Origin of the sequence: [Clostridium] colinum, assembly GCF_940677205.1 — a bacterium.
GTDB lineage: Bacteria > Bacillota > Clostridia > Lachnospirales > CAG-274 > Tyzzerella > Tyzzerella colina.
Window position 1 is genome coordinate 822,552 of sequence record NZ_OW712331.1, and the last position, 24,865, is coordinate 847,416.

Here is a 24,865-nt window from a genome sequence, read left to right on the forward strand (position 1 = left end):
ATGTATAAAGAAAATGAATATTTTTCTCCAGAAGTTTTAGTTAATGTGGGTAGTTATACATTTTCAAAATATATAACATTAAATTTAAAACTAGATATAGACAAAAACTTTGATTTTGTCATTATAAGATTTTCTGAAAAAATATTGGATGAAATAGCAATAAACAAAAATGATGAAGTAGTTATACAACTTGGTTACAACAATGAGTTTGAGAAAATATTTACAGGAAATGTAACAGATGTTAAAGATTTTGAAATTGTAGCTAAAAATAGATTTTTAAATTTAGTTAATACAAATATAAATAAAAGTTTTACAAATGCTACTTTTGATGAAATATTAAAATTTATATTAAATCAATCTAATATAAAAGAAATGACTATTAAAAATAATGACACAGTTATTAAAAATTTAATAAGTATAAGGAATAAAAATGGACTTGAGGCAATTAAATATTTAGAACAAAAATTTAATATAAAAGATAGTACTTTTTTCTTTAAAAATGATAAATTTTTTTATAATGATAAAGAAAAGCAACAAAAAATATATGAACTTATTTATGGTAAGAACATATTAAATTTACAAAATTTATGTCCTAAAGTTTGGGAAATTGAAACTATATCAATGCCTAAATTAAATTTACTAGATAATATTTATATAGAACACTATAAGCTAAAAGGTTCTTTTAAAGTAGATAAAATAAATTTTATAGTTAATGACTATGGATTTATAAGAACTAAAATAACTATTAAGGAGTGATTTTATGAGTAATGATAACTTTAAAAAGGCTATTAATAATAACATTAAAAAATTTATATTTGAAAATTTTCAACACATTTTTATACCACCTTGTTTATTAGCTAAAACAACTAAAGTAGAAGGAAACAAAGTAAATCTTAAAATTTTAGATGTAAACAAAAAAGAAGATGATAACTATCCAGAACTTGCAAATATATATACAGATATAACAGTAGAAGTAGATGATATAGTTGTTCTTAATTTTATAAATGGCGAATTAGAATATCCTATTATAATACGAAAGTTGGGATAAAATGCAAGACATAAAAGTTGATTTTAATAATTCCATTATTATAAAAAATGATGATATTATTAAAATTGAAGAAAATGAAGAAATAATTCAAAATATAAAAATTGAAATGGTTACTAACGAAGGAGATGTATTTTATGATTTAGAGTTTGGTTATTCACTATATGATTTTTTACATAGAGAAATAGATGAAATGCTAATAAATGAAATAAAGCATAGAATAATTACAAAATTATCAAAAAGAGATTATGTAGATTCTAGTAGTATTAATATAGAAACTAAAGAAAAGATAGATAAACTTATATTTAATATTAGCTTTTATATAAATGAATATTTTTCTGAAATAACTTTATTACTTGATAGAGTAAAAGTGGAGGTGATATAAATTAATAAGGATACTTTGGATAAGCTAATACCTATAAAAACTATTGATGAAGAAAAAGAACAGTTAATAGAACAATTAGAGCGAGAAGATTTTGGAATTAAAAACTTTGAAAACTGTTCAGTTGTAGGTACTATAATAATGATTTTTTTAAGAATAAAAATTGAGATTTCAATATTGATTAGAAAAATATATATGGGTATGTTTGTAAAATATGCTAATGAAGAATGGCTTGACAATAAGGCAGAAGATTATGGTAAATATAGAAAACAGGCTACAAAAACAGAAGGCTATTTAACTATTCAAAAAATAGATAAAGAAAAAGAATTAATAATACCTAAAGGGTATGTATTTAAAACATTGTCTAGTCTTGCAGGTAAAGAATATAGGTTTATATCAGCAGAAAAAACAGTAATAAAAGCTAATGAAGAAACAGGGAAGATACTTATAATAGCAGAAGAAACAGGTTCTAAATATAATGTAGTGGCAAATAGTATAAGACAGTCTTTAGTACATATAGAAAATATAAAGTATTTATCTAATGAAGAAGATTGGATTATAAAAGAAGGTTCAGATATAGAAATTGATGAAAGCTTCAGAAAAAGAACTTTAAATACTTGGTCAGAACTTGCAACATATTCAACAGCGTTAAAATATAAAAACGTAGCAGAAAGTGTAGAAGGGGTATTATATGTAATTGTTAATGATATGCACCCACGAGGACAAGGTACAGTTGATATAGTAGTGGCTAGTTATAATGGGACAGCAGGAGAAAAACTGTTAAAAGATGTTGGAGAAGCTATAGAAAGTATAAAAGGTGTTTATGATAATGTTCTTGTTAAATCAGCAGAAACAGTATCTATAGATATAAATTTAATTTTATATATAGATTATAGTGCATCAGAAGAAGGTTTAAAAGAAAGAGCAATAACTTACGTAAAAGAATATTTTGAAATAAGTAACAAGAGAGAGCTTAATACTTTATATTTATCAGAGCTTATATTTTATGTAAGAAAAAATTTAGATGATGAAATAACAGCTATAAAAATACTAGAGCCCTCAACAGATGTTAAGCTAGAAAAACACAAAATTATTATACTTAATAGGGTAAATGTTAGTATAGAAAGAGTGTGATATGTATGTTTGAAAAATTTAGTGATTATATGTTTAGTTTGGTACATTATCCACTTAAAGTACTAAAAGAAAAAAGTAAAATTTATATTTTATTTAAAGTTATAGGTTTACAATATGATGATATAAAAAATAAAATTTTAGAAGTATCAAAACAAAGTAATATAAACACAGCAACAGATATTTACTTAGATAAGTTGGCAATAGATAGAAATATGTTTAGATTTGAAAATGAAGAAGATACTCAGTTAAGAAAAAGACTTATTCTTAAAGCCGAAGTAATGAAAAAATCTGGAACAAAACAAGGAATAATACTTGCTTTAAACTCGCTTGGTTATGATGTAGAAATAGAGCCTTGTTATTTATATGATAAAGAACGTTGGGCAGAATTTTATGTAATTATTATTGAAGATATAGATAATAGTAATTATAACTTTAGAATCATAAAAAATACTGTAATGGAAGTGAAACAGGCTTCAAGTAAACCTAACTATGCTTATAAGTATATTATAAACAATACTATTAGTGAAAAATTTATATATAAGACAGATATAGTATTTAATATTAATTTTGGTAAAGTTATAAATAAAAAAATATATTATAATGGGCAGATAGAATATAACGGAGACTATGATTATGGAGAATATCTTTTATCAAATTTACAAGAAATAAATTTAAAAAAGATAGATTTAAAAATAAATTTTAAAAATAATATAAAAAATAGAATTAGTTTACAAACAATATCAGATTATAAATATAACGGAGATTATAAATATAACGGAGATTATTTATATAATGGATATATTTCATATATATCTGGTGGAACAAAGGAGGAATTATAATGGCAACAAGCATAACAACAAAAATAGCTAAAGAAAAATTAATAAAAGCCAGATGTGGAGAAAAGCCTTTACCTAAAGTAATTAAGATGGCTTTTGGAAATGGTGGTACAAATGAATTAAATGAACCTTTAGAAATAGATTTTGATAAAGCTACACTAAACAATGAAATAGGAAGAAAAAATATAGATGGTTATAAAATAACAGATTATAATAAATGTGAATATTTCTGTACTTTATTAGAAAATGAATTTATTAATGAAAAAATAACAGAAGTAGCTTTAATAGATGAAGAAAACGATATTATAGCTATAAAAAATTTTAAGCCTAAATATAAAGATAATGATATGCAATTAAGATTTTTTATAGAAGATGAATTTTAGGAAGGAGAATGTTATGAACTACTTTGAAACAAATGAAGCAAAATTTAATTCTAACTTAGAAAAAATTAAAGAAACCGATAAAGTACACGCAGACACTCCTAATAAACGTTTTGAACAGCTAATAAATAATGATGTTGCTTTAAAAAATGAATTAGAGAAACATAATCACGATAATACATATTCAAATATAAATCATAAACATAATGAATATATTGCTAACATAGATTTTGAAGGAAAAATAAATAATGTAGCAAAAGAAACAGAAAAGTATAAAATTGAAAATAAAGTTACAGAAATATCGGATAGAGTAAATAGGTTACCAGGTGCAATTAATAACAACACAACAAACTTACAGAAGCTTAACACTAGTACACAAGACTTACAAAATAAAGTAACAGAAATATCAACACAAGTTGGTAATTTAGGAAAAAAATTCAATGATTTAAGTAGCGTTAAAAAAATTCAAGTATTTAACGGTAGTTTTTCTAATAGAAGAGATATGGACTCTAAATCAATAACCATTAATTCTGTTGATGTTAATAAAACATTAGTATTAACCAACTGTTTGTCAAATGACACAACAAATAATGATAATACAGAAATAATTGCATATTTGTATAATGCAAGTACATTAAGATTTAATTGTCTTTATGGTTGGGGTAATGACTTTACACCTACTAAATATTTCGTTCAAGTCATAGAATTTAATTAAATAAGGAGGATTGAATATGTATTACGCATATTTAGATGAAGATAATTTTTGTTATACAATAGGTAGTTTATCGGAAGAATTAGAAGAAAATTCAAGAATAATAAAGATTAACAATTATGACCCTAATTTAATCAATAGAAAATATGATATTCATCAAAAAAAATGGCTAGATATTTTTAAAGAATTAAACACTGAAACTCAAATATCTTCACAAGTACAAACAAACGCACAAATTTTAAATGAGTTAAATTATTTAACTTGTTTACAAGAAATAAACTCAATGAAAGGCGGTAACTAATAATGAGTACATATGAAAGTTCAAAAATAATAATTCAATCTGGTAAATATGAAAAAGAAGATATGCTAAAAAGACTTGATTTGTTTTTAAATTTTAAAAGAATAACTTTAGAACAATATACAGAACTTGTAAATTTGATGAATTAAAAGGAGAAATTTATATGAGTAAAATTAATTGGAAAAAACGCTTTAAAAATCCTATATTTTGGGTAAATACATTATTAGCTATTGCTACACCTATACTTGCATATTTTGGTATGAATGGACAAGATTTAACAACTTGGGAAAGCCTATTTAATTTAGTATTAAATGCTTTAAAAAATCCTTATGTTTTAGGACTTGTCTTAGTATCTTTATGGAATAATATTATTAATCCAGTAACTAAAGGGATAACAGATTAAGGAGAGTTAATATGAGTAGAGATATAACATTACTACACCCTGAAGTACAAGCTATAATACCTAAATTTTTAGAAGAATGTAAAAAAAATGGGTTGATAGTTGGAATTAGTCAAACTTTTAGGACAGAAAAAGAGCAAAATGACCTATATGCACAAGGTATAACAAAGCCAGGTAATATAGTAACAAATGCTAAATATCCATATAGTAATCATAACTGGGGTATGGCTTTTGATATTTACAGAAATGATGGAAAAGGTATATATAATGATACAGACAATTGGTTTGCAAAGGTAGGAAGTGTAGCCGTTAAATTAGGGTTTGAATGGGGTGGAAATTGGAAAGGCTTTCCCGACAAACCACATATAGAGTTTACTAAATATGGAAATACAACAACTCTTGCTAAAAAATATGGAACACCAGAAAATTTCAAAAAAACTTGGAAGGAAGTTGATAAATATATGTTTGTAACTAGAAATTATAGCTATAATGGTAAAACAAAAGCATTTACTGTAATAAATGAAAAAGGTGAAAACTTTATAAAAATAAGAGACTTAGCCGAACTTTTAAATAAAAATATTAAATATGATGATAAAACAAAAATAACTAATTTAGAAGATATATTACAAAATGTTAGTGTAGAAGTAAATAACAAAAAATCTACTGTTAAAGCTATAAATAGTGGTGGCTTTAACTTTGTAAAAGTTAGAGACTTAGCAGAGTTTTTAGGTTTTGAAACAGGATATAATGAAACTAATAACAGTATATTTTTTAAACTAAAACAATCTATTTTAGATAAAATATTTAAAAAGTAGGTGTTAGTATGAATATTTTTGAAACAAAAGTAAATTATATAATATCTACAATAACAGGTATATTATCGGCTATTTTAGGTGATTTTTGGTTTTTATTTATATTTTTACTAGGCTTAAATATAATAGACTATACAACTGGAGTAATGAAAGCTAGATACCTAAAAAAAGAAAGCTCAAGACAAGCAATGAAAGGCTTTATTAAAAAGTTTTTAATATGGTGTCTAATAGCTATGGGGTTTGGTCTTGGTATTACTTTTCAAAAAATAGGTGAAGTGATAGGTGTAAATTTACATATAATGTTATCTATTGGTTGGTTTATACTTGCTCATTGTATAATAAATGAATTTAGAAGTATTTTAGAAAATATGGTAGAACTTGATAAAGGTTATCTTGTTCCTAAATGGTTAATTAAAGGTCTTGAAGTTGCTAATCAAATGATTGATAGAAATGTTAATGAAGTAATTAATAACTTAGAAGAAAAAGAGAGTGAATAGACACTCTCTTTTTTATAAATATGCAAAATTTATAATTTATATATATAATTTTAGGACATAAATTTTGCAAAAATAGGACATAAATTTTAGTTGCTTACAAAAAGATAAAATAATTATTTGAGGATAAATTTGATATAATAATTAATAATATTATAATACAATATAAACAAGATACAATAATTTATTACTAATTTATTGTATCTTGTTTATATTGTATTTTTATTTTAATCAAAACTTTAAAAAATTGATAAATGGTATATATAATTATTAATTTATAATATTGTTATAAGTAAAATTAATTATGTCTCTAGCTATTTCTACAATATTACTATTTTCTCCAGAATTTTCTAATATTATAGAAATTACAATATTAGGATTTTCAGTTGGAGCCATACCTAAAAACCAAGTATGTTCTTCTTTACCTTCTATTTGTGCAGTGCCAGTTTTTGCAGATATAGATATATCCTTAATTTGCGCTTTTTTGCCAGTACCTTCTGTAACAACTTTTTGAAGCATATTTTTTAAAGTTTGAGCAGTTTGTATGGAAAAAGCATTAGTAAGTTTTTTAGGAATAGTTTTATTTATAATTTTACCTTTATAGTCAATATTACTATCTACTATATAAGGCTTCATCATTATACCATTATTTGCTATACTACAACCAATAAGTGCTATATGAAGTGGAGTAACTAAAGTTTTTCCTTGGCCTATATATGTTTGCATTATTTCATCAATAGAAGAATTATTATTTAGGACAAAGCTACTTTTGTTATAGTCTAAAGAAAAATCTAAGTTATTATTAAAAAGAACTTTTTCAGCTGTTTGGTAAATTTGTTCTGGAGTAATAATTGTAGCTAAATGAGAGAAAAAGCTATTACAAGATAAAGCTAAGGCTTTTTCTAAGTTTATATTTCCGTGAGATTTTTTATTAGCACAAGATATTTTAATACCTTGTTGTATTTCATAACCATTACAAGTATAGGTATAGTTTTCCCAATTTGGATAATTTTCTATAAAAGTAGCAGAGGTAATTATTTTAAAAACAGAGGCAGGAGGATATAAACCTTGCGTTGCTCTATTTAAAAAAGGATTATTTTTGGTATCATTAACTAGGTTTGACCAATCTTTTGTTATATTGTTTGGATTAAAACTAGGAGAAGAAACCATAGATAAAATTTTACCAGTTGTACTATCCATAACAATTATTGCTCCAGTTTTATTCTTTAGTTTATTATAGCAATATTCTTGTAAATTTTTATCTAGAGTTAAAACTAAACCATTTCCTTGAAGAGACTTATTTTCGTTAAATTCTTTTGCTATCCTTTGTAATAAATCATTATTTAAAGTTTGTAAATCAAAGTTATATTTAGATTCTATACCGTATCCACCTTTATCTATAAATCCTACTGTATGTGCAAAGGTATTATAATAAATATATATTCTTTTATTATCCGTTTTTGCTAAAATATTAAGATTTCTATCTAGAATATTACCTCTTATTATATCTTTGTTGTTATTTATTCTTGGATTATATGGATTACCAATTATTTGTTTACTTTTAAATATTGTAAATAATAATAAATAAATAATAAGTATAAAAAATAATAAAAAATAAAACCAAAATACTTTCTTTATATTAGAACGCATAATATCACCTACTAAATTTTTACTATTATAATATATCTATTCTTCTTCTGTTAATATGTTATATTTAGTATTTCTTATTGATACCCATTGTAGAATACCGATTATTGTAAAGCTTATTATTATAGAACTACCACCATAACTTATAAAAGGAAGAGTTACGCCAGTTAAAGGAATTAGCTTTGTAGCACCACCTATTATAAGAAATGTTTGAAAACACATTAAACTTGTCATACCAGATGATAAAAGACTTAAAAATTTATTTTGACTATTTAAAGAAATTTTAACACTTCTATAAAAAATCATTATAAAAATTAATATTAGCCCAATACCAAAAAATAAGCCGAATTCTTCACATATAGCAGAAAAAATTAAATCTCTTTCTACAACAGGTATAGATTGAGGCATACCCATATTAAGGCCACTTCCCATAAATCCATAAGTACCTATTGCAAATAATGATTGAGCTATTTGATATCCTTTATTTGATATATCTGACCAAGGATTTAGCCATATTTCTACTCTTACTCTTACATGGTTAAAAAGATTATATCCTAACATAGAGCCTAAATACGCTAGAAAAATACCTAGTAAAATGAGCCAAGTTTTAGAAGTTGAAATATATAACATAACTAAGTATGTCATAAAAAATATTAATGCACTTCCTAGGTCTGTTTGAAAAACTAAACAAACAATAAATATAAGCGACATTATAGATGGAAAGATTAAGTTTTTTATTTTTAAATTAGAGCTTGAAAAACAAGAGGATAAATAAAAAATAAATAAAAGCTTTACTAATTCGGACGGTTGAAAGGTAATACCTTTTATAGATATCCAATTTTTAGCACCACCATCTTCTATACCAACTAATAATGTAGCAAGTAATAAAGAAAGCCCCATAAATAAATATAAGTACTTAAATAAATTTAATCGAGGTAGTATGTTTAACAATATAGGAATAGCTAAACATACACAAAATCCTAAAATAAACCAAGCAAATTGTCTTTTAGCAAGATTATGGTTAAGTCTATATAAAGTAGTGATACCTATAGACATTAAGAAAAAAATACCATTCCATATTAAATGACAACTATTTTTATAAAATAAAGAAGCTACAAAATTACCAAAAATAATAAAAATAAGTGTTAATATAAAAAATGGAACGATAGAAAAATCGATATTTCTAGTTTCTTTATTAAAAGATAATATTGTAAATGCAGAGGTATGGAAGAAAAAAATAATTAACCTTTGTATTAATAAGTAAACCTTATTATTTATGCAGATAATATTTTTTTCTCCTATACAAATTAAAAAACCAAGTAATAAAAATAAGCATATATATATAAGAAAAATGTATCTAGAAATATTTACTATAATTTCATACATAAAAATCTCCTATAAAACACCTCTAAAAAAATGACCATTAGTATAGTCTAAATTTTTAAATGGACTATTTTTTATATTAAAGTGTTCTTTATTAATTAAAGTTTTGCTGTAATATGTTATAATATTTTTTATTTCTTCTTTATTTTCATCTACAAAACTAATGCGAAAATATTGGTTAGAAAGTTTATTTATTTCTTCATATTTATTTAAGACAAATAGGGGAGACTTATTTATAATAGTTGTTACACAATTAAAACAATCATTTTTTATAGGAAAACAAGCTCCAGTTCTATCTTTTAAATAAAAAGAATCACAGTTATTTTTCATTTTACAAAATCTATTATTGCCTTTATTACCAACATATAAACCTACAGGGCATTGATGGGTAGTCATTAATGGTAGTTTACCATATACTAAAATTTCAGTATTTTCACTCGTTAAAGACTTTATTTCTGAAATATTAAGCTCAGGAGATAAAGTTACAGTATTAAATAATGATAATAATTTATCTATAGAGGCATTATTAAATATGTTAAAAGTATAATCTGCTATAACTTTTTTATTGGTATTTAAATTTATATAATTTCTTAATAAATATCCGTCAATGTTAGATTGTTCTAATATTGATAGCATATTGTAAAAGTCTTCAGCCATAGGCTCTCTTAATATCCAAAGTAAAGCTATATATATTTCTATATTATTTTTATGACTATTTTCAATATAATAATTTAAATTATTTAGATTATCTTGGTTAAGCTCTACATATATTCTTTTTATAAGGTTAGTTTCTATACAAGCATCAAATTGTTCTTTGTTTTGTACTAAAGTAGTTAAATATTTATTATTAGCTACTTTTACTTTAGGTATATATTCAACATTTATTTTTTTTCGTTTAAAACTTTTTATAATTTTTTCTTGTAAATTTTCAGTAGCATTTCTTCTAAGTGCATTTATAGCACTTAAAGGTATATAAATATTTTCATCTACATCTATACTATTAAAAATAAAATAAAAAGGTGTATCTCCAGTTTTAGACAATTTTTCGATAAGAGTATCTTCTGTAACACAAGAATTTTTAGCTTGTTCTACTACATATCCTTCTTCTATAATTTCTATATTATTAACATATAATTTTAATGTAAGAGGTTTATTTAATTTAGCTATTACATCTACTTTTATTTCTTGTTTTCTAGTGTCTTTAGAATATAATTTTTTTAGTTTATTATCTAAAGCTTTATCAAAAGAGCGAAAAACTAAATCACCTTTATTTATATTACCACATATAGTTAGGTTTATTAAATCACCAACACCAGCTTGTTTAGATATATTTGTTCCACAATGTGGTTTAGTTCTTGTCCAAATTTCTATTCCATCACCACAAACCACAGGTTCATTAAGTTTTATTACACATTTTTTAGTTTTTTTGTTGTAACTTTCTACTATACCTATTTCTAGCCCACTACTTTTAGGTGAAGGGCTAATCATAGATTTATTAGACCATTTTTCATAATAACCTGTTATAGAGCTACCACCACGATTAAATATTTGCGTAAGTTCTTTTAAATCATTATTTTCAATTTCATCAAATGTATTATTATTAACTTTATCTATATATTTTCTATAATTGGAAGTTACACTTGCTACATATTCTGGGCTTTTCATTCTTCCTTCTATTTTAAAGGTATGTATACCAGATTTTACTAGCTTATCTATTATAGGTAAGGTAGAGGTATCTTTTGGAGATAATAAATAATCATTTGCGTATATTTTATCATTTTTTATAAGTTTATATTCCATACGGCAAGGCTGAGCACATCTTCCTCTATTACCACTTCGTTCGCCTATAAGGCTACTCATAAGACACCTGCCAGAATAAGATACACATATTGCACCGTGAACAAATGCCTCTATTTCTATATCTGTATTATGAGTTATGTTTTCAATTTCTTTAAGTGTAAGTTCTCTACTTAAAACAACTCTATTAAATCCTAAATCTTGTAAAAATTTAACACCTTCTATGTTATGTATAGTCATTTGTGTGCTAGCGTGCAATGCAACATTTTTAAAGTTATTTCTTATAAGATTAAATATACCAATATCTTGTACTATAATTGCATCTATACCATAAGAATAAACATTAGAGACAAAATTTAATACATTTTGTACTTCTTCTTCTTTATAAAGAATATTTAATGTTAAATTAACTTTAACTCCTCTAAGATGACAATAATCTATAATATAGTTTAACTCTTCATCATTAAAATTATTAGCACTTTGTCTAGCATTAAAGCTTTTACCACCTAAATAAATTGCATCACAACCGTTATTTACAGCAGATATCATACTTTCCATTGAGCCAACTGGTGATAAAAGTTCAACTCTTTTGTTATTCAAAATATTCACCTAATTTCTAAAATAAAATTTATTAAAGTTATGGACAAATTGTACAAAAATTGTTAAAATATATATAAATAATTAAATTTTAAAAATTAATTGTCTATATAAGTAAACAATATATATGGATAATTATATATTAAAATTAGTTATATTTTACAATAAATTAGTAAAATTAAATTTATTGTAATTTTTCTAATTGAGCTTTGAGATTTTCTATTTCTTCTTCTAAATCTAATATTTGAAGGTCTTTTTCTATCTCAAGTTCTTCTATATCTTTTATGCTAGATAGTTTTATTGTAGCTTCATTAAGATTATCTTTTAGACTATTTATTATGTTATCTTTTTCAGATAAAGAGGCTTTTAGCATAGATATAGTATTATCTTTATCATTTAATGCTTTATCAAGATTATTTTTTAGTTCCGAAATAATTATATCTTTTTGAGAAGAAGCTTTATTTATTTTATCTTCTAACTCAAAATGAAGATTTTTATTTTCATCTAGAGCATTTTTTAACTTTTGTTCAAGATTAGATATAATAGAACTTTTTTCATTTAATGAATTTTTAAAATTAAATTCTACTTGAGATTGTATATTTTTATTATTAGATAAAGCGTTTTCAAGTTTATACTTAAGTTGAGAGATAGTATTATCTTTATCAGCTAAAGTATTTTTAAGTTTATATTCAAGTTGAGAAATAGTATTATCCTTATCGGATAAAGCATTTTGAAGTTTATACTCAAGCTGAGAAATAGTATTATCCTTATCAGTCAAAGTATTTTCAAGCTTATATTCAAGCTGAGAAATGATATTATCTTTGTCGGATAAAGTGCTTTTAAGTTGAGAAATAGTATTATTTTTATCAGCTAAAGTATTTTCAAGCTTATATTCAAGCTGAGAAATAGCATTATCTTTATCAGTTAAAGAGTTTTGAAGTTTGTATTCAAGCTCAGAAATAATATTATCTTTATTAGATAAATCTTCTAATTTAGAGTTAATGTTATCTTTATCAGATAAAAGTTCATCAATTTCATTTTTTAATTGAGATATAATTTGATTTTTTTCTTCCATTAAGGTTGAAATTTTTAATTCTAAATTAGATATTATATCATCTTTTTCATTAGAAATATTTTTAATTTTATCTTCAAGATATATAATTGAGTTTTCTTTACTTTCACAAAGTGATAAACTATTTTTTAACTCATTATCTAGCTCAGTATTTTTTTTTGATAATAAATTTAATTTATTTTCTAATTCGTTAATTAATTTATTATTTTTATTAAATAATTGACGTTGTTTAAAAAGGTCATCTGCAATATTAAGAGCTAAAACTAATAAAAAAGATGTAGAATTTTTATTTAAATTTTCATATATAGAAGATAATTCTTCCATTTTAGTATTAACATATTTAGCAATACCAGTTATATATTCATCATTTTCATTTGTTGAAAGATTATAATTTATGTTACCAATCTTTACAGATATAGTATGTTTATTTGTTTGATTATTATTATTATTTTCTATATTCATATAATTCACCTCAAAAAATAATATAATAATTATATCATATATATAAAATATATCAATTGTTTTAATAAACTTTATTAAAATTATTAGTTTAAAATGTATAATAATGAAAAAATAAATCTATATAATTAGATTTTAATAAAAAAATTTAACATTTTATATAAAATAGACTTTTATTTTTCTTATTTTTGATATAAAATATATAGAGATGTTAATGAAATTAAAATAAAATCATATAAATTAAATAATAAAAAGGAGTTGCTTTTAATTATGATTTCAAATCAAATATTACAGAGTACAATAGACGGATTAAAAAATATTACAAGGCGAGAGTTTAGTATAGTTGATAGAGAAGGTAAAGTAGTTGTTACTACTGAAATAGAATTAGTTAATGCAATAATAGATGGGATAGATTTTTTTATTAATAGTCCAGCTGAAAATCAACTTGTACAAGGTTATCAATATTTTAAAGTTTTAGACAATGGTAATACAGAATATATAGTTTTAGCAAAAGGTGAAGATGAAGAAATATATCAAATAGGTAAAATAGCAACATTTCAAATACAAAGTCTTTTAATAGCGTATAAAGAGAGATATGATAGAGATAATTTTATAAAAAACTTATTATTAGACAATTTGTTACTTGTAGATATATATTCTAGAGCAAAAAAATTACATATAGAAAATGATGTTAGAAGGATAGTATATCTTATAGAAACAGAAGTAGATAAAGAACTTAACACTGTTGAAGTAGTTAGAAGTATATTTCCTATAAAAGGTAAAGATTTTGTAACGGCAGTAGATGAAAAAACTATAATATTAGTTAAAGAACTTAAAGACAAAGAAGATAAGGAAACAGTAGAACAATTCGCAAACGAAATGCACAGAACATTAACAGAAGAACTTAATAAAAATGTTTTAATATCTATCGGTTCTATTGTATATGATTTAAAAAATATATCGTCTTCTTTTAAAGAGGCAAAAATGGCTTTAGAAGTTGGAAAAATATTTGAAGAAGATAAAAATATTATAAAATATGAACAATTAGGCATAGGAAGACTTATTTATCAGCTACCAAACAATTTATGCAAAATGTTTGTAGGAGAAGTTTTAGATGGCATAACAATGGCCTCATTTGATGAAGAAACTCTTGCTACTGTTGCTAAATTTTTTGAAAATAATTTAAATGTTTCTGAAACTTCAAGACAATTATACATACATAGAAATACACTTGTTTATAGACTAGATAAATTACAAAAAATGACAGGGCTTGACCTTAGAAACTTTGATGATGCAATTATTTTTAAAATAATGTTAATGGTTAGTAAATATATGCAATATAGAGAAAACTTTAAATATTAACAAAATTTTGAAAGGGCGATAAAATTGATAAAAGTAGACAAAGTTACAAAAATTTATGATAATGGAGCAGTTGCTATAAATAATGTTTCTATTGACATAAAAAAGGGGGAATTTGTTTTTGTTATTGGGTCATCTGGGTCTGGAAAATCTACGCTTATGAAAATGCTTTTAAAAGAGGTAGAGCCAACAGAGGGTAAAATAATTATAGATGGAACAAATATAAATAATATACGAAGAAAAGAAATACCATATTTAAGAAGAAAAATAGGGGTTGTATTTCAAGACTTTAGATTATTGCCTAGTAAAACTGTTTTTGAAAATATAGCATTTGCATTGCAAGTTACAGAAGCTCCACCTAAGGCTATAAGAAGAAATGTACCAGCTATACTTGCTATGGTTGGATTAACACATAAGGCTAAAGTTTATCCAAATGAATTATCTGGTGGAGAACAACAAAGGGTAGCATTGGCAAGAGCTATAATAAATAAACCGCCTATATTATTGGCAGATGAGCCAACAGGTAATCTAGACCCAGAAACAGCTTGGGAGATAATGGAATTATTAAAAGAAATAAATGCTAAAGGTACAACAGTTGTTATAGCAACTCACGCTAAAGATATAGTAGATGAAATGAAAAAACGTGTTATAACTATTCAGAAAGGGGTAATATTAAGCGACAAAGAGGGAGGATATAGCTATGAAGATTAGAAGCGCTAAGTATCATATAAAACAAGGGGCTAAAAGTATAACAAAAAATGGTTTAATGTCAGTTGCATCTATAGCTTCTGTTGCTGCTTGTTCTTTTATTCTTATAATATCATTATGTATAGCTATAAATCTTGATAGAGCTTTAGAAAAAGTAGAAGAAAGTATAGGAGTATCATTATATCTTGGAGATGATGTTAAAGATGAAGAGATAAAGGTACTTTTTGATAAATTATCTAATATACCAAATGTAATACAAGTTGATTATATGTCTAAAGAAGATGCGCTTAATTGGGCTAAAAAGGAGTGGCAAGACGACCAAAATATATTATCTGGACTTGAAGATGATAACCCATTTCCAAGGTCCTTTGAAATATCAATAGATGGAGCAAAAAATCAAAAACAAGTTATAAAAGATGTTACAAATTTGCAAAGAGAATTTGAAATACAACTTTTAGAAAGCAGAAAAAAAGAAAATGAAGAAATAAAAAATATTATTGAAAATCCTTTATCAGAATCTACAACAAAAGCTCAAAATAAAGAACAAACTAAACAAGAAGATAAACAAGAACCAAACATAGGTGATGAAGACTATAAATATATAGGGATTGAAAAAATAAGACATTCTCAAAAAGAATCGGATATACTTTTAGCTATTAATAATGCCATTAGAATATCAAGTATTATAATAATATTAATTTTAGCCGTAATATCTGTTACGATTATTATAAACACAATAAAGCTTGCCGTTTATATAAGAAGAACAGAAATAAATATTATGAAATATGTGGGGGCAACCGACTGGTTTATAAGATGGCCTTTTGTAATAGAAGGAATTATAATTGGTATTATAGGGTCTATCATATCTATTATTATATGTATTTTTGGATATAGTAAAGCTGTTAGTTTAATATATGAAAAAATGGCATTTATTGAAAATTATGTTCAATTTCAAGATACATTTTCAATGTTTTTAGCAATAGCACCAGTTACTGTAATATTAGGAATATTGCTTGGAGTTATAGGTTCTGTAAGTTCTATAAAAAAACATTTAAACGTATAAAATTAGGAGGGAAATAAATGAAAAAAAGAATAAATATATTGTTAATAACTATAATATTTATATTTTCTCTTAATAGTATTATTTATGGTAAAAGTGTTAGTGAACTTAATAAAGAAAAAAACAATATTAAAAATAAAATAGAAAATTCTAAAAATACGTTAGAAAAGTCCAAACAAGAAAAAAGTAATATATTAAAAGAAGTAGAAAATTTGGATAACAATTTAGAAAAAATAGAAAAAGAGCTTGAAAATTTACAAAATAATTTAAACAAAACAAAAGAAAGCCTTGTTAAGTCAGAAAAAGATTTAGAAGAAGCTAAAATAAAAAAAGAAAAACAATATAAAAGTCTTAAACAGCGTATAAGAGTTATATATGAATATGGTGATAGTGGTTATGTAGATATACTTTTAGATGCTAAAGGATTTACAGATTTTTTTAAACGAATAGAATATATAAATTATATTATGGAATATGATAATAAACTTTTTGAAAGGTATCTAGAAACAGAAGAGTTTATATCATTAAAAGTAGAACAAATAAAAGTTGAAAAACAGAATTTAGAAGTTTTAACAAAACAAACAGAAACGAAAAAGAAAGAAGTAGAAAAAAATATTGCAACAAAACAACAAATGGTTATTAATTTAAATAAACAGCAAGCCACTTTAGAGCAACAAATAAAAGACCTTGAAAAAGAAGATAAAGAGATAACTAATCTTATAAATCAAGCTAAAATTAAAGCTACATCAAATAGTAAAAATAAAGTTTATCCTAGTACAAATGGAAGATTAGCTCATCCAGTGCCTCAATATGCCGGAAGACCTTATAATGATGTTTATGGATATAGAATAAACCCTATTAGTGGTAAAAAAGAACTTCATTCTGGTTTAGATTTAAAAGCTACATATGGTTCAGAAATTGTAGCGGCAGAAACAGGAACAGTTATATATTCAGGTAACAGAGGGGGATATGGCAAAACTGTTATTATAGACCATGGCGGAGGTATGACAACATTATATGCTCATAATTCACAGTTATTAGTAAGTGTAGGACAACAAGTTAAAAGAGGACAAGTTATTGCAAAAGCAGGTTCTACTGGATATTCCACAGGTGTACATGCTCATTTTGAAGTTAGAATAAATGGTAAACATACTAATCCAGCACCATATTTAAGTTAGATAGTAGAGAGGAAGGGGAAATATGGCTAAACAAAAAATTGAAAAAAATATAAATAATAAAAAATTAGAATATAAACAAGAAAGAAAAAGTTATATAATAACTATATCAATATTAGTATTTATAGCCTTTATATCTATTTTTGGTATTACATATCAAGTATTTTTAAACAGTACAAAAACAGGATATGTTACTTTAAAGCCAGTAGATGTTACCCTTTCTTCTGGCAAAGAAAATCACCAGCTTTCTGTAAAAATTACATTAAGTGGTAAAAGTAAAAATCTAAATAAGCTAAATATGGAACAAGTACAATTATTAACTAAAGAAACAATAAAACAGTTAGATTATCAATCAATTATAAAAAAAGGTGGAGACGACTATATAAAAAATGCTATACTACAAACTTTAAGACAAAATTTTGGTGATAATATAGAACAAGTAAATTTAGATAGCCTTTTGACAGATGTTACTATTAAAACACCTAATGAAGAAGATTATAACAATAATTCTGATGTACATAGTATTGATGAATATTTAAAAGGATTTAGTTGGAGCAATAAAAAATAAATTTGGGGGATAAAATGACTGAAAAAATATTAGATATACTAAAAAATAGTAGTGATTTTATATCTGGAGAAAAGATTGCACGAAGTTTAAATATTAGTAGAGCAGGCGTTTGGAAAAATATATCTAAATTAAAAAATATGGGATATAACATTATATCTGTTACTAATAAAGGTTATTTACTTGTAAAAGATAGCTCTTTATTTAACAAAATGGAGATAGAAAAAGAAATAAATACATATGTGTTAGGTAAAAATATATATTTTTTTGATGAAATAACTTCTACTAATGAATATGCAAAAAAATTAGCAGATGATAAAGTAGAAGAGGGAGCTTTAGTTGTAGCTAATTGCCAAACCAATGGAAAAGGTAGATTAGATAGAAATTGGGTAAGCAACAAAGGTGAAGGAATATTTTTATCATTAATATTAAGACCTAATATAGAGTTATTTAGTATTGTACAAATAACGCTATTAGCAGGTATATGTATTTGTAATGCTATAAAAAAAGTTACAAACCTTGATGCAAAAATAAAGTGGCCTAATGATATTATCATAAATAATAAAAAAGTTTGTGGTATATTAACAGAAGTTACAGCACAAGTAGATAATGTTTCTTATATTATACTTGGAATAGGCATAAACGTTAATAATAAAAAATTTAGTGATGAGCTTGAAAATAAAGCTACTTCAATATTTTTAGAAACTGGAAAAAATGTTGAAAGACAAAAGTTAATAGCTATGCTTTTAAAAGAATTTGAAAATAAATATTTTATATATAAAAAAGAAAAAGATTTTTCTATATTTTTAGAAGAATATAAAAGCCTTTGTATAAACTTAGATAAGCAAGCTAAGGTTATTTATAATGGGCAAGAAATATTAGGTAAAGTATTAGATATATCTAATTTAGGAGAAATTATATTTGAAACAGATAATAATATTTTAAAAATAGTTTCTGGTGAGGTTTCATTAAGAAATATTGATGGAGAGTATATTTAAGGAGGGATTATTTGGATAAAAATATAATATTTGCAACTTCTAGCTATAATCAAAAATTTTATTTTGATAAAATAGCAGAAACATTACCATCAGATATAAAAAACAATATAAAGGAAATAGGGATTTATTTTGTAAATAAGGTAGGAGGTATATTTACTTTAGGATTTTATAATGATGGAGATTTTTTTATGGAATATAGCTTTTCAGAAGATGATTTTTTATGTGATGAGATAGGTGCTAAACTAGAAATTGAAAAAATAAAAAGAGAAAATAAAAATCTTATATCTTCTTTAACTTTATGGTATAAAATATTTAATAGTACAAATTTAAAATAGAAATGGAGTTAATAGATGAAAATAGGAAATTTTAAACCAGATAATAAAGTATTTTTAGCACCTATGGCAGGTGTTACAGATGTTGTGTTTAGAACATTATGCAAAGAGCAAGGTTGTGGACTTACATATTCTGAAATGGTTAGTGCTAAAGGAATTATGTATAATAACGAGAATACTAAAAAATTATTAGAAATAGATAAGCGAGAAGGAAAAGTTGCAGTACAACTTTTTGGCTCAGATGCTAATGTTTTAGCAGATATGGCTAGAACATTAGATGATAATGATGATATAGGATTTTTTGATATTAATATGGGGTGTCCAGCACCTAAAATAGTAAAAAATGGAGATGGTTCAGCCCTTATGAAAAATCCTAAAGCTATAGGAGAAATAGTAAAAGCAGTTTCTTCTAGTACTAATAAACCATTAACAATAAAGATAAGAAAAGGATTTGATGATAGCTGTATAAATGCAGTAGAAATAGCAAAAATAGCAGAGGAAAATGGTGCTTCAGGTATTGCTATACATGGTAGAACAAGAGAACAATTTTATTCTGGAAAAGCAGACTGGGACATAATAAAAAAGGTTAAAGAAAGTGTTAATATATCTGTTATAGGAAATGGTGATATAACTAGCCCAGAAAAAGCTAAAGAAATGTTAGAATATACAGGTTGTGATGCTATAATGATAGGACGAGCAGCACAAGGAAATCCTTGGATATTTAAAAGAGTTGTACATTACTTAAATACAGGTGAAATTTTAGAAAAACCTTCAATAAATGAAAAAATAGATATAGCTATTAAACATTTAAATATGCTTATACAATGCAAAGGAGAGTATATAGGTATAAGAGAAATGAGAAAACATTTAGGCTGGTATATAAAAGGTATGCCAAAAAGCTCAGAAATGCGAGTTATAATAAATAGTATAGAAGAACCTAAAAAAATGGAAGATTTATTAATAAGCATGAAACAATAAATATATAAATTTAACAATAATTTTAGAAATGTATACAGGTTGGTTTTATGAGAAAATATCCTATAAAACCAACTTTTTATATATTTACATACTATTGACAATATAAATTATTTTAAATATAATATTATCTAGAATATATAAGTTGGTAATAAAAATTTTATATTTAAAAACTTATTTTAATCTAGTCATTAAGGTTTATAAAAGTAATATAATAGCAATAAAAGAAATATTATTTTTATAGGCTTTAAATTGATATTAATGAAACATTAACAAAGGGGGACATTTATGATAAAGACATTGTTAAAATCAGTTAGAGAATATAAAAAACATTCTATATTAGCTCCTATATTTATGATAGGTGAAGTTTCTATGGAAGTTTTAATACCATTTTTTATGGCAAAACTTATAAACGATGGTATGCAAGTAGAAAATATGCAATATATATTAAAAATGGGATTATTACTTACCATATTATGTATTATTTCTTTAATTTGTGGTATGCTATCTGGTAAATATGCATCATCGGCATCATCTGGATTTGCTAAAAATATAAGAAAAGATATGTATTATAATATACAAAATTTTTCATTTTCTAATATAGATAAATTTTCAACCTCAAGTATAATAACAAGACTTACTACAGATGTAACTAATGTACAAAACTCATATCAAATGATTATTAGAGTAGCTGTAAGAAGCCCTGTTATGTTATTTTTTTCATTTTTTATGGCATTCTATATAAATGCTAAATTATCTATGATATTTTTAATAGCAATAGTTATCCTTAGTATAAGCTTAACTGTTATATTAAAAAATGCATATCCAATTTTCCAAAATATATTTAAAATATATGATAAATTAAATAATGTTGTACAAGAAAATTTACAAGGTATAAGAGTTGTAAAATCTTATGTTAGAGAAGACTTTGAAGAAGATAAATTTAAAAAAGTTGCAACAGAAGTATTTAATAAATATGTAAAAGCTGAAAAAATTGTTGCTCTTACTAATCCTATAATGAATTTATCTGTAAATATTTCTTTAATGTTTTTAGCGTGGTTTAGTGCTAAATATATAATTAGAGGAGATATGCAAACAGGTGATTTAACTACGCTTATAACATATTCTACCCAAATTTTAATGAGCTTAATGATGTTATCTATGATACTTGCTATGTTAATTGTATCTAGAGCTTCAGCAGAAAGAATAGTAGAAATATTAGAAGAAAAAACGGATATTAATAATAATAACGTAGCAAAAAAAGATATAAAATCTGGAAATATAAGTTTTAAAAATGTATATTTTAGCTATACAAATGATAAAGAAAAATGTTGTCTTAACAATATTAACTTAGATATAAAAGAAGGAGAAACAGTTGGTATAATTGGTGCAACAGGCAGTTCAAAAAGTACATTAGTGCAACTTATACCTCGATTATATGATGTATTAAGTGGTACAGTATATGTAGATGAAGAAGATGTAAGAAATTATGATTTAGAAACACTTAGAAAAAATGTTGCTATGGTTTTACAAAAAAATACACTTTTTTCTGGTACTATAAAAGAAAATTTGCGTTGGGGTAATAAAAATGCTACAGATGAAGAAATTGAAAATGCTTGTAAATTAGCTTGTGCACACGATTTTATACAAGATTTTGAATATAAATATGACACATATATAGAACAAGGTGGTACAAATGTATCTGGTGGTCAAAAGCAAAGACTTTGCATTGCACGAGCACTACTTAAAAATCCTAAAATATTAATTTTAGATGATTCTACAAGTGCTGTTGATACAAAAACAGATGCATCTATAAGAGAAGGGTTAAAAAATAAAATACCTAATATAACTAAAATTATTATTGCTCAAAGAATATCTTCCATACAACACGCTGATAAAATTATTGTTATGAATGAAGGAAAAATAGATGCAATAGGAAATCATAAAGAGCTTTTAAAAAGTAATGAAATTTATAGTGAAATTTATAAATTACAACAGAAAGGAGGAGAAGAAAATGAATAAAAATAAGATGCCAGAGTATAAAAATATACCTAATAAAAAAAATATAGATAAAAAAACTGTAAAAAGACTATTAAGCTATATGTTAGAGTATAAATTAAAGATTATAATAGTTGTAGTTTGTATTATATTGTCATCACTTATATCTGCAGTTAGTGCTACTGCTATAAGAATATTAATAGATGACTATATTACACCTTTAATAGGTAATCCAAATCCTTCTTTTGATGGAATTATTAGACTTATTACCATATTAGGAATAATATTTGTATTAGGTGTAATAGCAACTTTTACCTATAGTAGAGCTATGGTTGATATTGCTCAAGGCATTTTAAATAAAATACGTAAAGATATGTTTTGTCATATGCAAAAATTACCTATACGTTATTTCGATACAAACGCTAAAGGTGATATAATGAGCCATTATACAAATGATGTAGACACTTTAAGGCAAGCTTTATCACAAAGTGTACCACAAACATTTGGAGCAATTATAAGTATTGTTAGTATATTTGTAACTATGATATATACAAATATATATTTAACTATCTTTGTTATTTTATATTTAGTTTTTCAATTATATTGTGCTAAAATAGTAGCAAGTAAAAGTTCAAAATATTTTGTAGAGCAACAAAGAGCTTTAGGAGAACTTAATGGTTATATAGAAGAAATGATAAATGGGCAAAAAGTTGTAAAAGTTTTTTGTTATGAAGAAGAGGCAAAATATGAATTTGATAATAAAAATAAAGAGCTTAGAGAAAATGCTTATAAAGCAAATACATTTGCAAATATAATAATGCCAATGATGAATAATTTAGGTATATTACAATATATATTAATTGCTATTATTGGCGCATTATTGGCTATTAATAATATTGGAAGTATGACGATAGGTACTATTATTGCATTTTTAATGCTTAGTAGGAACTTTAATTCTCCAATAAGCCAAGTTTCTCAACAAATGAATTTTATAGTTATGAGCTTAGCTGGAGCTAAAAGGATATTTGAGCTTTTAGATGAAAAAGTGGAAGAAGATGAAGGATACGTAACATTAGTTAATGCTAAATATGAAGATGGAAAAATTATAGAAGTAAAAGAGAAAACAGGTATTTGGGCATGGAAACATCTACATAATGATGGTAAATTAACTTACACTAAGCTTACAGGTGAAGTTGAACTTAACAATGTAGATTTTGGGTATACAGAAGATAAATTGGTACTTAATAATATTACTTTAAATGCTAAGCAAGGACAAAAAATAGCCTTTGTTGGTTCCACAGGAGCTGGGAAAACTACTATTACAAACCTTTTAAATAGATTTTATGATATAGCAGATGGTAAAATTAGGTATGATGGTATTAATATAAATAAAATTAAAAAACAAGATTTAAGACGTTCTTTAGGCGTTGTATTGCAAGATACAAATCTTTTTACAGGTACAATTATTGATAATATAAGATATGGAAATCTTAATGCAACAGATGAAGAATGTATTGAAGCGGCAAAAAAAGCAAATGCTCATCATTTTATAGAGCTTCTAAAAGATGGATATAATACTATAATATCTGGTAGTGGAGAAGGATTGTCTCAAGGTGAAAAACAACTTTTATCTATTGCTAGAGCAATAGTTGCAGACCCACCAGTTATGATTTTAGATGAAGCTACATCTAGTATAGATACACATACAGAGGCTATAGTTCAAAAAGGTATGGATATGCTTATGCAAGGAAGAACAGTTTTTGTTATTGCCCATAGATTATCTACTATACAAAATTCAGATAAAATAATTGTTTTAGATAAGGGTAAAATAATAGAGGCTGGAAATCATGATGAACTTATTAAACAAAAAGGTAAATATTATCAGCTATATACTGGTGCAATAGAAATGGATTAATACAAAACCCCTATATATTAAGGTATATAGGGGTTATTTTTTTGTTTTGTGGGTACCAATTTGGTACTAAAAATATTTATTTGACTTTTTATATATTAATTTTTATAATGTTTTTAAGGTAATTGCATAAGGGTTGTGTTTAATTTTAAACATAGAGTTAGACACTTTATTTTTATTTTACTAAAATAGACTAAAAGGTGCGTTAATATGAATATAAAAGATACTTTTAGAATTATTATTTTTAGGTGGGATATTTCTTTTAACACTTCTTACATATATAAAAAAGCAAGAAAAACTAACCATCCTGTTGCGAGAAAGGTGGTATAATAAAA

Annotated in this window: 26 protein-coding genes; 22 read left to right on the top strand and 4 right to left on the bottom strand. The window is 24.5% G+C overall.

From position 1 onward, the window contains the following. From NBW53_RS04015 to NBW53_RS04070, 12 genes are read left to right on the top strand one after another with little or no spacing between them, the layout of a single operon-like run. Positions 1-756, top strand: coding sequence for a hypothetical protein (locus tag NBW53_RS04015; protein ID WP_250278798.1), 756 nt, complete (start codon positions 1-3; stop codon positions 754-756). Between the two features lie 4 nt (positions 757-760). Next, positions 761-1,048 carry a hypothetical protein gene (locus tag NBW53_RS04020; RefSeq protein WP_250278799.1) on the top strand — a complete coding sequence of 96 codons (288 nt, stop codon included), beginning with the start codon at positions 761-763 and terminating at the stop codon, positions 1,046-1,048. Between the two features lies 1 nt (position 1,049). Further along, a complete protein-coding gene (locus NBW53_RS04025) occupies positions 1,050-1,430 on the top strand; it encodes a DUF2634 domain-containing protein (protein WP_250278800.1) in 381 nt (126 codons plus the stop codon). A 15-nt stretch (positions 1,431-1,445) separates the two neighbouring features. After that, positions 1,446-2,561, top strand: a complete 1,116-nt coding sequence (locus NBW53_RS04030; protein ID WP_250278801.1) for a baseplate J/gp47 family protein — start codon at positions 1,446-1,448, stop codon at positions 2,559-2,561. Between the two features lie 5 nt (positions 2,562-2,566). After that, on the top strand, positions 2,567-3,400 hold the full coding sequence (locus tag NBW53_RS04035) for a phage tail protein (RefSeq protein WP_250278802.1): 834 nt from the start codon (positions 2,567-2,569) through the stop codon (positions 3,398-3,400). Next, complete coding sequence (locus NBW53_RS04040) at positions 3,400-3,780, top strand: phage tail-collar fiber domain-containing protein (protein WP_250278803.1); 381 nt, start codon at positions 3,400-3,402, stop codon at positions 3,778-3,780. The genes NBW53_RS04035 and NBW53_RS04040 overlap by 1 nt, the downstream gene beginning before the upstream one ends. A 13-nt stretch (positions 3,781-3,793) precedes the next feature. Further along, complete coding sequence (locus tag NBW53_RS04045) at positions 3,794-4,492, top strand: hypothetical protein (protein ID WP_250278804.1); 699 nt, start codon at positions 3,794-3,796, stop codon at positions 4,490-4,492. Positions 4,493-4,508: 16 nt separating this feature from the next. Beyond that, complete coding sequence (locus NBW53_RS04050) at positions 4,509-4,790, top strand: hypothetical protein (protein ID WP_250278805.1); 282 nt, start codon at positions 4,509-4,511, stop codon at positions 4,788-4,790. A gap of 2 nt (positions 4,791-4,792) precedes the next feature. Further along, positions 4,793-4,936: a hypothetical protein gene (locus NBW53_RS04055; protein ID WP_250277201.1), complete on the top strand. Its 144-nt coding sequence runs from the start codon at positions 4,793-4,795 to the stop codon at positions 4,934-4,936. Positions 4,937-4,950: 14 nt separating this feature from the next. After that, on the top strand, positions 4,951-5,190 hold the full coding sequence (locus NBW53_RS04060) for a phage holin (RefSeq protein WP_250278806.1): 240 nt from the start codon (positions 4,951-4,953) through the stop codon (positions 5,188-5,190). Between the two features lie 11 nt (positions 5,191-5,201). Then, a complete protein-coding gene (locus tag NBW53_RS04065; RefSeq protein ID WP_250278807.1) occupies positions 5,202-6,002 on the top strand; it encodes a M15 family metallopeptidase in 801 nt (266 codons plus the stop codon). An 8-nt stretch (positions 6,003-6,010) separates the two neighbouring features. Then, the gene (locus NBW53_RS04070) at positions 6,011-6,496 is read left to right on the top strand and encodes a phage holin family protein (protein ID WP_250278808.1); all 486 of its coding nucleotides are present in this window, start codon (positions 6,011-6,013) and stop codon (positions 6,494-6,496) included. Positions 6,497-6,763: 267 nt separating this feature from the next. Here the strand turns inward: NBW53_RS04070 and NBW53_RS04075 are convergent, their stop codons facing one another. The 4 genes from NBW53_RS04075 to zapA all read right to left on the bottom strand — a co-directional run bounded on the left by NBW53_RS04075 (position 6,764) and on the right by zapA (position 13,451). After that, positions 6,764-8,143, bottom strand: coding sequence for a peptidoglycan D,D-transpeptidase FtsI family protein (locus tag NBW53_RS04075; protein ID WP_250278809.1), 1,380 nt, complete (start codon positions 8,141-8,143; stop codon positions 6,764-6,766). 36 nt (positions 8,144-8,179) lie between these two features. Beyond that, positions 8,180-9,526, bottom strand: a complete 1,347-nt coding sequence (locus NBW53_RS04080; protein WP_250278810.1) for an FtsW/RodA/SpoVE family cell cycle protein — start codon at positions 9,524-9,526, stop codon at positions 8,180-8,182. A 9-nt stretch (positions 9,527-9,535) separates the two neighbouring features. Further along, a complete protein-coding gene (locus NBW53_RS04085) occupies positions 9,536-11,920 on the bottom strand; it encodes a U32 family peptidase (RefSeq protein WP_250278811.1) in 2,385 nt (794 codons plus the stop codon). A 181-nt stretch (positions 11,921-12,101) separates the two neighbouring features. Then, positions 12,102-13,451 (bottom strand): cell division protein ZapA, encoded by a 1,350-nt coding sequence (gene zapA / locus NBW53_RS04090; protein WP_250278812.1) that lies wholly within the window; start codon positions 13,449-13,451, stop codon positions 12,102-12,104. A 267-nt stretch (positions 13,452-13,718) separates the two neighbouring features. On the opposite strand from zapA, the gene NBW53_RS04095 reads away from it, so the two are divergent. From NBW53_RS04095 to NBW53_RS04140, 10 genes are all read left to right on the top strand, one after another. Then, positions 13,719-14,810, top strand: a complete 1,092-nt coding sequence (locus NBW53_RS04095) for a PucR family transcriptional regulator (RefSeq protein ID WP_250278813.1) — start codon at positions 13,719-13,721, stop codon at positions 14,808-14,810. Between the two features lie 24 nt (positions 14,811-14,834). Then, positions 14,835-15,518, top strand: coding sequence for a cell division ATP-binding protein FtsE (gene ftsE / locus NBW53_RS04100; protein WP_250278814.1), 684 nt, complete (start codon positions 14,835-14,837; stop codon positions 15,516-15,518). Further along, entirely contained in the window at positions 15,508-16,578 is a 1,071-nt protein-coding gene (locus NBW53_RS04105) for a permease-like cell division protein FtsX (protein WP_250278815.1), read from the top strand. The genes ftsE and NBW53_RS04105 overlap by 11 nt, the downstream gene beginning before the upstream one ends. 17 nt (positions 16,579-16,595) lie before the next feature. After that, the gene (locus NBW53_RS04110; RefSeq protein WP_250278816.1) at positions 16,596-17,753 is read left to right on the top strand and encodes a murein hydrolase activator EnvC family protein; all 1,158 of its coding nucleotides are present in this window, start codon (positions 16,596-16,598) and stop codon (positions 17,751-17,753) included. Positions 17,754-17,775: 22 nt separating this feature from the next. After that, a complete protein-coding gene (locus NBW53_RS04115) occupies positions 17,776-18,318 on the top strand; it encodes a hypothetical protein (protein WP_250278817.1) in 543 nt (180 codons plus the stop codon). 14 nt (positions 18,319-18,332) lie between these two features. Next, the gene (locus tag NBW53_RS04120) at positions 18,333-19,313 is read left to right on the top strand and encodes a biotin--[acetyl-CoA-carboxylase] ligase (RefSeq protein ID WP_250278818.1); all 981 of its coding nucleotides are present in this window, start codon (positions 18,333-18,335) and stop codon (positions 19,311-19,313) included. Positions 19,314-19,324: 11 nt separating this feature from the next. After that, a complete protein-coding gene (locus tag NBW53_RS04125) occupies positions 19,325-19,648 on the top strand; it encodes a DUF6145 family protein (RefSeq protein WP_250278819.1) in 324 nt (107 codons plus the stop codon). Between the two features lie 15 nt (positions 19,649-19,663). Further along, positions 19,664-20,623, top strand: coding sequence for a tRNA dihydrouridine synthase DusB (gene dusB / locus NBW53_RS04130; protein WP_250278820.1), 960 nt, complete (start codon positions 19,664-19,666; stop codon positions 20,621-20,623). A 285-nt stretch (positions 20,624-20,908) separates the two neighbouring features. Continuing rightward, on the top strand, positions 20,909-22,642 hold the full coding sequence (locus NBW53_RS04135) for an ABC transporter ATP-binding protein (protein ID WP_250278821.1): 1,734 nt from the start codon (positions 20,909-20,911) through the stop codon (positions 22,640-22,642). Then, positions 22,635-24,533, top strand: a complete 1,899-nt coding sequence (locus tag NBW53_RS04140; RefSeq protein WP_250278822.1) for an ABC transporter ATP-binding protein — start codon at positions 22,635-22,637, stop codon at positions 24,531-24,533. Before NBW53_RS04135 ends, NBW53_RS04140 begins: the two co-directional genes overlap by 8 nt. The last annotated feature ends 332 nt before the right edge of the window (positions 24,534-24,865 follow it).